The organism is Tardiphaga sp. 866_E4_N1_4 (genome assembly GCF_052076075.1).
GTDB classification, from domain to species: Bacteria; Pseudomonadota; Alphaproteobacteria; order Rhizobiales; family Xanthobacteraceae; genus Tardiphaga; species Tardiphaga robiniae.
This window is the reverse complement of the sequence record NZ_CP197242.1, coordinates 1,397,966-1,411,804: the sequence shown is the minus strand read 5'-3', so window position 1 is coordinate 1,411,804 and position 13,839 is coordinate 1,397,966. Positions and strand designations below refer to the sequence as shown.

The window sequence follows — 13,839 nt, the reverse complement described above, 5'->3', positions numbered from 1 at the left end:
TGATCGTAATCACGCTTGTATTTCGCACATACGCTCGAGCGTAATAAGCGGCATCGTTCTGGCTGGACTAATGTCACTGTCTGCATTGGCTGCCGACAAGCCGCCGCTTAGCCCCGATATCCTAGCTCCGACATCGACGTCCTCCAAGATCTCGGCGATCATTGAGTTCGGTCTCGTGGCTATCGATAGTGCACTGGAACGCAAGATCCCGCGCCGGCTGGCGACGTTCGAAGATGATGGGCGCAGTTGTTGGAACAGGAGAATTCTTGGCCGCGATGTGAACATCGATTGCAGCTATGAGGGAACGATCGATCGCACCGGTCCGATCTCGCTCCGTGCGGAGGCTGGCAAGCTGAATGCATCGATGCCGCTGTTCGGAAGTGTCGAAGGGCAGGGCATTGGTCGCTTCGCGCGGCTGCTGCATGGTGAGGGCGAGGGCGCGATGATGGTCTATGCCAGTGCGCGGCCGCGGCTTCGACCGGACTGGTCGGTGTTGCTGGACATGAGCGAAGGCTTCCGCTGGCAGGAGCCGCCGACGTTGCAAATCCTCGGTTTCCGGATCAACTTATCGAGGTATGTCGAGCCCAAGATCCGCGCGCAGCTGTCGCGCGTGCAGGGCGATGTAGCGAAAAACATTGCTGCGCTGAATATTAAGGCCAAGGCGACATCCGCGTGGCAGCACGCGTTTGCGACGGTGCCGATTGTCGATCAGCCAGCGATCTGGCTGCAGACGACGCCACAGAGTGTCGCTTTCTCGGGCGTGCGCGCCGAAGGCAAGGTGCTGGAAGGCTCGCTCGAGATCGCAGGCACAACCGTTACGGGGATCGGAACGCCGCCACCGGACAATGCGCCGACACCGTTGCCGGCTCTGGGCAGCGAGGTCAGCGATCCCGGCCGTTTCGAGATCATCGTGCCAGTCACCATCGACTACGCAGCGATCAAGCAGAAAGTGCAGGACGCTATCGCCGCCAATGCGGGCGGTGGGCCGAACATCAATGGCTTCGACATTTATCCGTCGGCGGGCAAACTCGTGGTCGGCCTGCGCGTCGGTGCGTCGTCCACAAACGCTGCTGGCGAATGGATCTATCTCACCGCGACGCCAAAGGTCGACGATGCGACGCAGATGGTCGCTTTTCCGGATTTGGCATTTCAGGCGGATGCGGCGGCAGCATCATCGGACATCGCAGCGATACTCGGCAATTCGGCCTTTCTGCAACAGCTGCGACAACGCCTCAGCGTCGGCTATCAGGCCGAGCGCGATCGTTTCATCGCATCGGCGAATGCGAAGCTGACGCGGCCGCTCGCCGACGGCTTTCGGAGCGAAGGACAATTGCAGTCGGCAGGTCTCGCGAACTTGCAGCTGCTATCTGACGGACTGCGGATTAACCTGCGCGTCAACGGCCGGCTGAAGTTGCTTTACGGGCTTTGATGCCGCGAAAGCGCGTTCGTTTACAACAAGAATGCTATAAATTTGACGAGGCGCCGATGACAATCCAGCTTCAACCCGCACTTCGAATAATCGCGGCATTGGCGACTGTAGGGTTCTCATTCCTCGCACAAAGCGCCTCGGCGCAAACGCCATTCTATCAGGCCTCCGCGCAGGAACTCACCGGTTCCCCCGGCACGTTGATCCGCTCCGAGCCGATGGCTTTCGCGCCGGTGGGCGCGCAAGCCTGGCGCATCCTGTATCGATCGACCGGTCTCGAAGGCCAGCCGATTGCGGTCTCTGGTGTCGCCGTCATTCCCGCAGGCGAGCCGCCGGCCAATGGACGGCCGATCGTGGCATGGGCTCATCCGACCACAGGCGTCGTTCCGCATTGTGCACCGTCGCTGGCGCTGTTCGTGTTTCAGCAAATGATGGGCCTGCGACCACTGATCGAGCGTGGCGCGGTCGTCGTCGCGACCGATTATCCGGGACTCGGCACTGCCGGACCACACCCTTACCTTGTCGGGACCAGCGAGGGCCGCGCGGTGCTCGATTCCGTGCGCGCGGCGCGGATGTTGCCGGGCTCCGGCGGCGCCCGCAGTTTTGCAGTGTGGGGCCATTCGCAGGGGGGCCACGCCGCGCTCTACACGGGCCTGCTGGCAAAGACCTATGCGCCGGAACTCAACCTGGTCGGCGTTGCGGCGGCGGCGCCCGCCACCGACCTGATCACGTTGATGGGCGACGACTTCAAGACATCCGGTGGCAAGAACCTCACCGCGATGACTCTGTGGTCCTGGACGCGTGTCTTCGGGGCGCCGATCGACAAGGTCGTACTTCCGGCCGCTATTCCCACCGTCGACCGGCTAGCGAACGATTGCATCGAGTCGATCTTCGATATCATCGAACGCGGCGCTGCCGAGAAGACCCTCGAGCAGACGTTCCTCTCCGTGTCCAACATCGCCACGATCGACCCGTGGAAGACGTTGGCCGCGCGCAATACGCCGGGTGTTCTGCCGAAGACCATTCCGCTGTTTCTGGCGCAGGGTGCTAATGACGATCTCGTGCAGCCCGCGGTGACAAAAGCTTACTTCCAGCGCCAGTGCAAGGCCGGCAGCCGCGTCACCATGTTGCTGATGCCGAACGTCGGTCATGGCTTTGCCGGCCGCGATGCCGCCAATGACGCCGTTAACTGGATGAGCGAACGCTTTGCTGGCAATGCAGCGCCAAGCGACTGCTGAACGCCAACTCTGCGCAATATGTGATGTCGCTACGCGATGTCACCGTACACGCGTCATCATCGCGACGATGTGACCGCCGCGTGACGTTTGATAAGTCAACTATCCCGTCGGATAGGGCAGATACCTCCGCATCGCACTTGCGGCGGCGCGCCTTGATATTATTTCGCTTGATGTCGAATTGATATAGCGCATGATGCGGCGATATCGGATGTCGCCGCGGGGGTCTGGTTTTGAAGAATTCAATCGGTTTTTCTCGCGTTCTTTCTCGATTATATGACACTGGCAATGCCTTTGCGTCGTGTTTGTCGGTCGCAGCGCCTGTTGTGGCTCTTCTCCTGCTCGCCGGCTGCGGCAAGAAGGAAGAGGCCGCTGCACCTCCGCCGCCACCCGTCACGGTCGCCAATCCCACCAAGAAGGTCACCACCGACTGGGATGAATTCACCGGCCGCTTTGATGCAATCGAACAGGTGCAGATTCGCGCCCGCGTAACCGGCTTCGTTACCAAGGTTGCTTTCACGGACGGCGCCGTCGTCAAGGCCGGCGATCTGCTGTACGAAATCGATCCGCGCCAGTATCAGGCTGCAGCGGAGCAGGCGCAGGGCCAGCTCGACGATGCCAAGGCCAAGGTCGTGCTGGCGGAGAAGGAGCTGGAGCGCGCGACCACGCTGATCAAGACCCAGGCGATCTCCGAGAATATCGTCGATCAACGCAGCCAGGCAATAGCCGCCGCGCAGGCCGCGACGCTGCAGGCCGAAGGTGCACTGAAGCAAGCTCAACTCAATGTCGAATATACCAAGGTGGTCGCGCCGATCGCCGGCCGCGTCAGCCGTCATCTCGTGACGGTCGGCAACCTGGTGCAAGGCAGCGAGAGTGGCGCGACGCTGCTGACCTCGATCGTGTCGCTGAGCCCGATCTATGTCTATTTCGACACCGACGAAGCCACTTATGTCCGCAACAGCAAGCTGTGGTTTGAGGGCAAGCGGCCGAGTTCGCGCGATACGCCCAATCCCGTGCAGATCACGCTGGTCGGCGAAACCAAGCCGTCGCACGAAGGCAAGATGGATTTCCTCGACAATCGGCTCGATGTCGGCACCGGCACGCTGCGCGGCCGCGCCATTGTCGATAACAAGGACCTCTCCATCCTGCCTGGCCAGTTCGCCCGGGTCCGGGTCATTGCCAGCGGCGAATATGAAGCGCTGTTGATTCCTGATGCTGCGGTTGCCAACGACCAGTCACGCAAGATCGTGATGGTGGTGAAAGCCGATGACACGGTGGAGGCGCGGCCTGTGACACTCGGGCCGCTGGATGGCGGATTGCGGGTGATCAGGGAAGGGCTCAAACCCGACGATCGGGTAATCGTCGACGGGATTCAGCGCGCCCGTGTGGGCGCCAAGGTGGCGCCGAAGATGGCTGCCGCGACGCCCGCACCAGCAGCTGGCACAAAGCCATGAATCTGGGCAGCCTCTCCGTCAACCGGCCCATCCTGGCGATGGTGCTCTCCATTGTGCTGCTGATCGTCGGCGCGCTTGCTTACACGACCTTGCCGGTTGCGGAATATCCGCAGGTGGCGCCGCCGACCGTGGTCGTGACCACGCAATATCCCGGCGCATCGGCACAGACTGTGTCGGATACCGTCGCGACGCCGATCGAGCAGGAGATCAACGGCGTCGAGGACATGCTGTATATCTACAGCCAGGCCACCTCGAACGGCCAGCTCAACATCACCGTGACTTTCAAGCTCGGCACCGATCTGGATAAAGCCCAGGTGCTGGTGCAGAACCGCGTGGCCATCGCGCAGCCGCGGCTGCCGGAGGAGGTCCAGCGCAACGGCGTCGTCACCCGCAAGAACAGTCCCGACCTGATGATGGTCGTGTTCATGCTGTCGCCTAACGACACTTACGACCAGCTCTACATTTCGAACTACGCGCTGCGTCAGGTCCGCGATCCGCTCCTGCGCCTCGATGGCATCGGCGACATTACCATCTTCGGCGCGCGCGATTATTCGATGCGGCTGTGGCTGGATCCTGACAAGATTGCCACGCTGGGCATGACCGCAGGCGACGTGCTGACTGCTATCCGCGCACAGAATTTGCAGATTGCGGGCGGCCAGGTCGCCGAACCGCCGATTGCAGATCGCGCGTTTCAGCCTAACCTGACCTTCACCGGTCGTCTGAAGGAGCCGAGGCAGTTCGAGGACATCGTGCTGAAAGCCGGCGACGATGGCCGTCTGGTGCGTCTCCGTGATGTCGCGCGCGTCGAGATAGGCGCGCTGTCGTCGACCACCAACGGCTTCCTGTTGCGCAAGGAAGCGGTGGCCATGCTGGTCTATCAGCGTCCGGGTTCCAACGCGCTGGCGACCGCGAAGAACATCGAAGAGGAGATGAAGAAGCTCAAGGCCGATTTCCCGAAGGGGCTGGACTACAATATCGGCTACAACCCGACCGAATTCATCGCCCAGTCGGTCTCGGAGCTGATCAAGACCATTTATGAAGCCATGGTGCTCGTGGTCATCGTCGTGCTGGTGTTCCTGCAAGGCTGGCGACCGGCGATCATTCCCATCATCGCTATTCCGGTGTCGCTGGTCGGCACATTCGCCGTGATGGCCGCGCTGGGCTTCTCGATCAACAACCTTACTCTGTTCGGGCTTGTGCTCGCGGTCGGCATTGTCGTCGACGACGCCATCGTGGTGGTGGAGAATGTCGAGCGCCATCTCGGCGACGGCATGAGCCGGCGCGACGCGGCGCTGCTGACCATGGACGAGGTCGGCGGCGCGCTGATCTCGATCGCGCTGGTGCTGTGCGCGGTGTTCGTGCCCACGGCATTTCTCGGCGGCATCTCCGGACAGTTCTTCCAGCAATTCGCCATCACGATCGCGGTCGCAACGGCGATCTCATGCTTCTGTTCGCTGACTCTGTCGCCGGCGCTGGCGTCGCTGATCCTGCAGCCGCATCACGAAAAGAAACCGCCGGCGAGCTGGAATTTTCTGGCACGGGGATGGGCGGCGTTCACCGGCGTGTTCAATCGCGGTTTTGACCGCCTGTCGCATGCCTATGGCGGCCTCGCGGGCTTTGTCATCAAGCATTCGGCGCTGATGCTGATCCTGTATGTCGCCCTGATCGGCTCTGCCGGCTGGCTGCTTTATGCCACGCCGCAGGGCTTCATTCCGGCGCAGGACCGTGGCTATGTCATCGTGGTCGCGCAATTGCCCGGTGCCTCGTCGCTGGCGCGCACGACGGCGATCGTCAAGCAGATCGAAGGCATCGTGCTGGATACGCCCGGTGTCGCGCGCATGCCGGCGCTGGCCGGCCTGTCCGGTGCCACCTTCACCCAGGCCGGCAATGCGGCCGCCATGTTCCCCGTGTTCGAGAATCCCGAGGAGCGCGCTAAGAAGGGGCTGAGCGCGGGAGCCATCACGGCTGAATTGCGCAAGCGCCTGTCGGTGATCGAAGGCGCTTTCATCATCGTGCTACCGCCACCCGCGGTGCCGGGCATCGGCACCGGTGGTGGGTTTGCAATGCGGATCGAGGATCGTCAGGGCAGGGGGCCGCAACTGCTGGCCGCGGCGACCGATGAACTCGTCAATGCCGCGCGCCGTGCGCCGGGCCTGACGTCGGTGTTCTCGCCGTTCTCCGCCAACACGCCGCAGGTGTTCGTCGATATCGACCGCCAGAAGGCGCAGATGCTCGGCGTGCCCATGCAGAACGTGACCGAGGCGATCGAGACCTATTTCGGTTCGACCTATGTCAACGACTTCAACATTCTCGGCCGCACCTATCACGTCACCGCGCAGGCGGATTATCCGTTCCGCAAGGAAACGGCGGATTTGGCGCGGCTGCAGACCCGCAACAGCGCGGGCAACATGGTGATGCTGGGCAGTGTCGTGAATTTCAGCGACACAGCAGGTCCGGACCGCGTCGCGCGCTATAATCTCTATCCGTCGTCCGAGTTGCAAGGTGACACGCTGCCGGGCACCAGCTCGGCCACGGCGCTCACGACCATGAAGAAGCTCGCGGACGACACGCTGCCGAGCGGTTTCGCGTTTGAATGGACCGATCTGTCCTATCAGCAGTCCACCGGCGCCAATGCGGGTCTCTATATTTTCCCGATCTGCGTGCTGTTCGTGTTCCTGGTGCTGGCCGCGCAATATGGCAGCTGGACATTGCCGTTCACGATCATCCTGATCGTGCCGATGTGCCTGCTCGCGGCCACCATCGGCGTACGCATCATGGGGCAGGACATCAACATCCTCACCCAGATCGGTTTCGTCGTGCTGGTCGGCTTGGCGGCAAAGAATGCGATCCTGATCGTCGAGTTTGCCCGCGACATCGAGCAGGAAGGCCGCGACCAGCTCGAAGCCGTGATCGAGGCCTGCCGTTTGCGTATCCGCCCGATCCTGATGACGTCTTTCGCCTTCATTCTCGGCGTGCTGCCGCTGGTGATCTCGTCGGGCTCCGGCTCGGAGATGCGTCAGGCCGTCGGTGTTGCGGTGTTCTTCGGCATGATCGGCGTCACGATCTTCGGTCTCGTTTTCACGCCGGTCTTCTACATCCTGATCCGGCGCCTGTTCCCCGGCTCCGTCGAGATCCACGCCAAGGAGCAAGGCGCGCATGGTTAAAGCGCCGCAGGATGGGTTTCGCAAAGGCTCAACCCATCCTACAAGTGTCTCATGGAAACTGCCGCACGCATTGAACTGATGAGCTGGCTGGTCGGCGAGGGTCTGACCGGCCTTCCGGAAAACGACCTGATCCGTGGCTTCTGCGAGCGCTGCCGTGCCGGCGGCATCGATGTATCCCGTGGTCTCGTCTTCATTGACACGCTGCATCCGATCTTCGAGGGCCGTGGCTTTCGCTGGAACGACACGGCCAGCAACGAGAGCGACGTGTTCGAATACGGCTCGACCGAGATCGGCGAGGCCGCCGCGAACTGGCGACGATCGGTGTTCTTCCACATGCTGGAAGAGGGGCACGACGAATTGCGGCTCGATCTGCACGCGCCCGGGATTGCCGACCGCTTCTCGATGGTCAGCAGCTTGCGGGAAGGCGGTCACCGCCATGGCGCCGTGTTCCTGCACAAGTTCGGCGAGGCTGGCTCGATGGGGCAAATGGATTGCCTCTATTCGTACTGGGCCACGCGCCATGAAGACGGGTTCGACGAGCGCCAGATGTCGGCGTTGCGCGAACTGGTGCCGATGCTCGGTCTCGCCATCAAGTCGGGAGCCCAGATGGAGATCGCGCGCACCCTTGGCCGCGTCTATCTCGGCCGCGATGCCGCTGAACAGGTTCTGCGTGGCAAGATCGCGCGAGGCGTCACTGAGCGTATCAATGCGGTGTTGTGGTTTTCCGACCTGCGCAATTCCACGGGGATCAGCGAGGCGATCGGACCGGACGAGATCATCCCGTTCTTGAATGACTATGCCGAAGCCTCGATCGCTGCGATCCATGATGTCGGTGGCGACGTGCTCAAACTTATCGGCGACGGCATTCTGGCGATGTTCACCGGCGACGACATGGTGAAGGCGAAGCGCAACGCCTTGCGCGCCGAACATCAGTTCCGCAAGAATATCGCCAAGCTGAATGCGAAACGACTAGCGGCGAACCGGCCAGTCACGACGGCCTATGTCGGTCTGCATGAGGGCGAAGTATTCTACGGCAATATCGGCAGCGACGAGCGGCTCGATTTCACCGTGGTTGGTCCCTCGGTCAACGAGGTGAGCCGCATCGCTTCCATGTGTTCGTCGGTCGATCGGCCGCTGTTGACCTCGTCCGCGTTTCAGGCCGGGCTCGATGCGGCCGGCCGCAAGTATCTGGTCTCCACGGGCCGCTACGCCTTGCGCGGTATCGGCCGTGCGCAGGATCTCTACACGCTGGATCCCGAGATCGACAGCGACGAGGTCGTGCGCGGCGGCTATGAGCGCTATCTGGCGCGTTAGCTGACCGCAGTGGTTGGCTGGCGCATGGCGTAGAGTACGATAGCGATCAGGCAGGCTGCACCGAGAACGATGCCGAGCGCCAATGCGGCCTGCGGCACGATCGTGGCCGACAGGGATACGCCGATCGCGGCCCCCATCATCTGCCAGAAGCCGAGCAGTGCCGAGGCGGCGCCGGCATGGGTGCCGAACGGCGACAGCGCCTGCGCCGTGCCGAGCGGATTGACCACGCCCATGCCCAGCAGGAACACACAGGTCGCGGCGATGAAGGTGACGACGTTGCCGTGGAAATAGGCGGTCGCGAGCACCGCGATGCTGCCGATGAACGCGATCAGCAATCCATAGCGAATGGCCCGATCCAGCCCGAAGCGGGGAGCGAGGCGGGCGGCCAGCATGCCGGAGCCGAACACAACCAGCACGGTGCCCGCAAAGAACAGCCCGAGCGCAATCGGTGTGAAGCCGTAGCCCTCAATGAGAATGCGAGGTGCTGCGGAGAAGATCGAGAACAGTCCACCCATGATCAGGCCAACTGTGGCGGCTGGGATCAGGAAATGGCGGTTCACCGAGAGCTTGAGATAGGTCGCGCTGACGGCGAGCGGATTGAGCGGGATACGCGTTATGGTGTGGGTTTCGCCGAGCACCAGGACATAGCTGAGCGCCGACAACAACGCGAAAGCGCCAACGAAAACAAATTCTGAACGCCATCCGAAAAAATAATCGAGCCCGCCACCGAGCAGCGGGGAGAAGCCGGGGGCTGCTGCCTGCGCGATCATCACCAAGGTGAGTGCGCGTGCCAGCGCGGCGCCGCTGAACAGGTCGCGGGCGATGGCGCGCGAGAGGACCGAGGTCGAACAGGCACCGGCGGCCTGGATCGCGCGGCCGACCAGTAGCGAAGAAAGATCAGTCGAGACGCCACACCAGATGCTGCCGATGATGAAGACAGCGAAACCGGCCAGCACCGGCATGCGACGCCCGTAACGGTCGGAGATCGGCCCGACCAGCAATTGGCCAAGCGCGAAGACCAGCAAAAACACGGTGATCGATGCCGTAACTGCGGGCGTCGTTACCTGCAACGATACCGCCATCTGTGGCAGCGATGGCAGCAGTATGTTGGTCGCCAGGGTACCCATCGAGGCCAGCCCCGCGAGGACCGCGATCTGCAGTGCGGTGGAGGATGCTTCCTGCGGCGGGGTATCTGCCATGGCGTCTGCCGTGCGGTCGGTCATATGATGGTCCTCATTTTCATAAATGATGTACATCATATAAAGGGGGCTGCAAAGAGCAGGGCAGTCATGCGGTATTCCGGGAGGACGGGTGCCACCGCCGTGTTCCCGGCGGTGATTGGGGCTACTGGATCAGTTGCCGTACAGGTAATTCGGCAGCCACAGCGTCAGGCCGGGCCAGATATACATCAGCACCATGCAGATGATGACGATGAGCATGTAGGGCATCATGCCGGAGAAGATCTGGTTCAGCGTCACATGCGATGGCGCGACGCCTTTCAGATAGAAGGCGGACATCGCGACCGGCGGCGACAGGAAGGCGGCCTGCAGGTTGACGAAGACGAGCACGCCCCACAAGATCGGGTCGATGCCAAAATGCTTCAGCATCGGCAGGAAGATCGGCACGAAGATCACGATGATCTCGGTCCATTCCAGCGGCCAGCCGAGAATGAAGATGATCGCCTGCGACAGGATCATGAACTGCACCGGCGTCAGGTTCAGCGACAGCACCCAGCTCTCCAGCAGCGCCTGTCCGCCGAGAATGGCGAACACCGCGGAGAACAGCGCCGATCCGACGAATAGCCAGCACACCATGGATGTGGTCTTGGCGGTCAGGAACACGGCCTCCTTGGTGCGTTTCCAGTCCAGCGTCCGAGCCTGGAAGGCCAGCAGGAACGCGCCGGCGGCACCGACGGCGGCGGACTCTGTTGCCGTCGTGATGCCGAGCAGGATCACGGCCAATACGATGGCGGTCAGGATGCCGAGCGGCATCACGGACGATGTCAGCAGTCGCAATACCTCGAACTGCGCGGCGCCCATGGTCCAGTAATAATAGAACAGCATCAGTGCGATGATGGCAGCAGTGAAGGCGAAGTAGGTGTAGAATTCCGGCGGTGGTCCGGCATCGACGGGCGCGTTGGTCGGGCTGTTCTGCAGGTCGGCGTTGCCCATCTGCTGCAGAACTTCGGGTTCACTCTCTTTTGCCGAGCCGGACTGGGCGGCGCCGAGCTCCTCCAGCTTTTCTTCTTCGGGTGCGACCGTGCCGCTGGACTGAACCCGCTCGGTGATCGCGGCCGGCGTGGGGGCGTCGGGCTGCGGATGGATGACGACATACCACCACGCGGCCCATAGCGTGGTCAGCGCCAGGACGAGCGGCACCAAAGCAAAGCCGAGATTCTTCAGGATCGTCGCATAGGTGACCCGCGCGCCGTCCATGGTCAGCGCCATGGCGCGCGACGGTGCCACGGCAGCCGTCAGCAGGGCCGGCAGCATCTTGTGCGAATAGGCTTGCTGCAGATCGGCAATCCACGGCCGGATGGGCACGCGCGTTTCGCTCTCGGGCAGCTTCGGCGCGATCTTCGGGTTAATGAGCGCCCAGCCGATGATGTAGACGAGATAGAGGAAGGCCAGAAAGAAGCCCGGAAACATCGCAGCGGCATAGAGCTTCACGACAGACTGTCCGGCGACGGCGGCATAGACGATGATCATCACCGATGGCGGGATCAGGATGCCCAGCGTGCCGCCAGCCGTGATCACGCCGGACGCCAGCTTGACGTCATAGCCGGCCTTCAGCATCGGATTGAAAGCGATCACGCCCATCAGTACGACGACAGCGCCGACGAGGCCTGAGGCAATGCCCCAGAAAGTGCAGACGATCAGCGTCGCCACCGCCAGCGAGGCCGGGACGCGGCGGAAGGCCAACTGGATCGAATAGAACATCTTGTCGACCAGCGCGCCACGTTCCATCACATAGCCCATCAACACGAAGAGCGGGATGGAGATCAGGACGTCGTTGGTCATGGCGCCATAGGTGCGCTGGACCATCAGATCGAAGATGTGGTTGTCGGCCCAGGACTCACCCGCGCGGTAATAGGCGAAGAAGCCGAAGAACATGCCGAGACCCATCAGCGTGAAGGCCGTGGGGAAGCCCAGCATGATCACGACAACGATGAGGCCGAGCATCAGGAGGCCGAGTGCAGGATCGCTCATTTTTGCGTCTCCCCGCCCATGCCGCGCTGGCGTGCGCTCTCCTCGATCTCCTGCGCCTGCGCGATGGCATTCCGGCGCACGTCATCATCGACGTGTTCGCTATGCGCGAGCTGCTCCTCGACGACATCGATTTCGGACACGTCCTTGAGCCGGCTCGGCCACACCCCTGTCTTCAGGCAAATCGCGGCGCGGGTGATTTCAGCCATGCCCTGCAACAACAGCAACGCGCCGGCGAGCGGGATCATCGCCTTGAAATGATAGACGGGCGGCCCGTCCGCCGTGACGTTGGAATGCTCGCGGATGCGCCAGCTGTCGCCCGCATAGTCCCAGCCCGCATAGACCAGCGCGGCGATGCCGGGCAGGAAGAACACGATGTAGAGAACGAGATCGAGCGAGGCCTGCGTGCGCGGCCGCATCGAGCTGTATAGAAAGTCGCCACGGACATGACCGTTCTGCGCCAGCGTATAGGCGCCGCACAGCATGAATAGCGTGCCATAGAGCATGTTCGACGCGTCGAAGATCCACGCCGTCGGCATGTTCAGCATATAGCGCTTGAACACTTCGGCGCAGACGAGGCCCATCAGTCCCAAAATGAGCCAGGCCGCGGCCTTGCCGGCGAATGTACTGATACCGTCGATGGATTGCAGGAAACGCTCAGCGGTCATTTCATGGAGGCCAGTCTACAGGACATGTGGGCAGGTGAAGATCGGCGATATCAGGCAACAACAAAGCATCATCCGGGAGAAAGTCCCGGATGATGCGGGATATGTGCGCCTGATGGCGTCAGGTCTTCTTCTTCGCGTTCGGGCCGAAGTAATGGTTGTAGGCCATGCGGCGATTCACGACCGTGTCCTGCTCCCACTGCGTGGCGCGCTTGGCGAAGGCCTGCTGGGACTCGGAGATTTCCTTGAACAGGGGATTCTCGGCCGATTTCTTGGCGACGACCTCGTCATAGACCTCAAGCTGCTTCTGCAGGATCGAGTCAGGTGTCTTGTAGAACTTGACCTTGTCCTTGCTCTGCATCTCCGCGTAGTCCTGCGAATAGCGGTCGATGGCCTTCCAGGACATTTCCTGACCGGCCGCATCGGCGGCGCCCGCGATGATCGCCCGCAGCTTCTCGGGCAGGGCGTCATATTTGGTTTTGTTGAACAGGATTTCGAACTGTTCGGCATTCTGGTGATAGCTCTGCAGCATGCAGGTCTTGGATACGTCGGGGAATCCAAGGATGCGGTCCGACGAAGCGTTGTTGAACTCGGCCGCATCGAGCAGGCCGCGATCCATCGCCGAGACGATTTCGCCGCCGGGCAATGCGTTCACCGCTGCACCAAGGCCGGTAAACACGTCGATGGAGATGCCGACGGTGCGGAATTTCACACCCTTGAGATCATCGGCCTTGGTCACCGGCTTTTTGAACCAGCCGAGTGGCTGGGTCGGCATCGGCCCGTAGGGAAGTGACACGACATTGGCATTGATCGATGCATAGAGCTTTGCCAGAAGCTCTTTGCCGCCGCCAAATTTGTGCCAGGCCAGCAGCATGTTGGCATCCATCGCATAGGCCGGGCCGGAACCCCACAGAGCCAGCGCAGTCTGCTTGCCATAGTGATAGACCATCACGCCATGGCCGCCGTCGAGCGTGCCTTTGGAGACCGCATCGAGCAGGCCGAAGGCCGGGACTACGGCGCCGGCCGGAAGCACTTCGATCTTGAGGTCGCCGCCCGTCATGTCGTTGACCTTCTTGGCGTAGTCGAGCGCGTATTCGTGGAAGATGTCCTTGGCCGGCCAGGTGCTCTGCCAGCGCATGCTGATCGGGCCCTGCGCCTGGGCGATTGCCGGAGCGACGACGCTTGCAGCGGCACCGGCGGTGGCGACTTTCAGAAAGCGGCGCCGAGACGGAGTCCTGTCCTTGGATGAAGCCATTGTGTTCTCCCCGAATGGTCGTCCTTTTGCGGACTGACCTTGTTGATTGGTAACAAGACAAAGGCTTGCTTGCAGCTTTGGCAAGAAAGTTCGCTTTGCTGCGACGCTTCGACGCGGCGT

9 protein-coding genes are annotated in these 13,839 nt (G+C 61.9%); 5 read left to right on the top strand and 4 right to left on the bottom strand.

The features are described 5' to 3' along the window. Nucleotides 1–70 precede the first annotated feature (70 nt). The 5 genes from AB8B20_RS07015 to AB8B20_RS06995 all read left to right on the top strand — a co-directional run bounded on the left by AB8B20_RS07015 (nt 71) and on the right by AB8B20_RS06995 (nt 8,593). Nucleotides 71–1,429 carry a DUF4403 family protein gene (locus AB8B20_RS07015; RefSeq protein ID WP_439072111.1) on the top strand — a complete coding sequence of 453 codons (1,359 nt, stop codon included), beginning with the start codon at nt 71–73 and terminating at the stop codon, nt 1,427–1,429. 56 nt (nt 1,430–1,485) lie between these two features. Next, complete coding sequence (locus tag AB8B20_RS07010; RefSeq protein ID WP_439072110.1) at nt 1,486–2,664, top strand: alpha/beta fold hydrolase; 1,179 nt, start codon at nt 1,486–1,488, stop codon at nt 2,662–2,664. Nucleotides 2,665–2,987: 323 nt separating this feature from the next. Then, complete coding sequence (locus AB8B20_RS07005; protein ID WP_244528462.1) at nt 2,988–4,115, top strand: efflux RND transporter periplasmic adaptor subunit; 1,128 nt, start codon at nt 2,988–2,990, stop codon at nt 4,113–4,115. Next, entirely contained in the window at nt 4,112–7,279 is a 3,168-nt protein-coding gene (locus AB8B20_RS07000; RefSeq protein ID WP_439072109.1) for an efflux RND transporter permease subunit, read from the top strand. The genes AB8B20_RS07005 and AB8B20_RS07000 overlap by 4 nt, the downstream gene beginning before the upstream one ends. Nucleotides 7,280–7,330: 51 nt before the next feature. Continuing rightward, on the top strand, nt 7,331–8,593 hold the full coding sequence (locus AB8B20_RS06995) for an adenylate/guanylate cyclase domain-containing protein (protein ID WP_439072108.1): 1,263 nt from the start codon (nt 7,331–7,333) through the stop codon (nt 8,591–8,593). On the opposite strand, the gene AB8B20_RS06990 is transcribed toward AB8B20_RS06995, so the two are convergent. The 4 genes from AB8B20_RS06990 to AB8B20_RS06975 all read right to left on the bottom strand — a co-directional run bounded on the left by AB8B20_RS06990 (nt 8,590) and on the right by AB8B20_RS06975 (nt 13,719). After that, nucleotides 8,590–9,816 (bottom strand): multidrug effflux MFS transporter, encoded by a 1,227-nt coding sequence (locus tag AB8B20_RS06990; protein ID WP_439072107.1) that lies wholly within the window; start codon nt 9,814–9,816, stop codon nt 8,590–8,592. The genes AB8B20_RS06995 and AB8B20_RS06990 overlap by 4 nt on opposite strands. Nucleotides 9,817–9,945: 129 nt before the next feature. Then, nucleotides 9,946–11,802, bottom strand: a complete 1,857-nt coding sequence (locus AB8B20_RS06985) for a TRAP transporter large permease (RefSeq protein WP_439072106.1) — start codon at nt 11,800–11,802, stop codon at nt 9,946–9,948. Continuing rightward, nucleotides 11,799–12,467 (bottom strand): TRAP transporter small permease subunit, encoded by a 669-nt coding sequence (locus AB8B20_RS06980; protein WP_120292142.1) that lies wholly within the window; start codon nt 12,465–12,467, stop codon nt 11,799–11,801. Before AB8B20_RS06980 ends, AB8B20_RS06985 begins: the two co-directional genes overlap by 4 nt. Before the next feature lie 118 nt (nt 12,468–12,585). After that, nucleotides 12,586–13,719 (bottom strand): TRAP transporter substrate-binding protein, encoded by a 1,134-nt coding sequence (locus tag AB8B20_RS06975; RefSeq protein WP_089263837.1) that lies wholly within the window; start codon nt 13,717–13,719, stop codon nt 12,586–12,588. Nucleotides 13,720–13,839 lie beyond the last annotated feature (120 nt).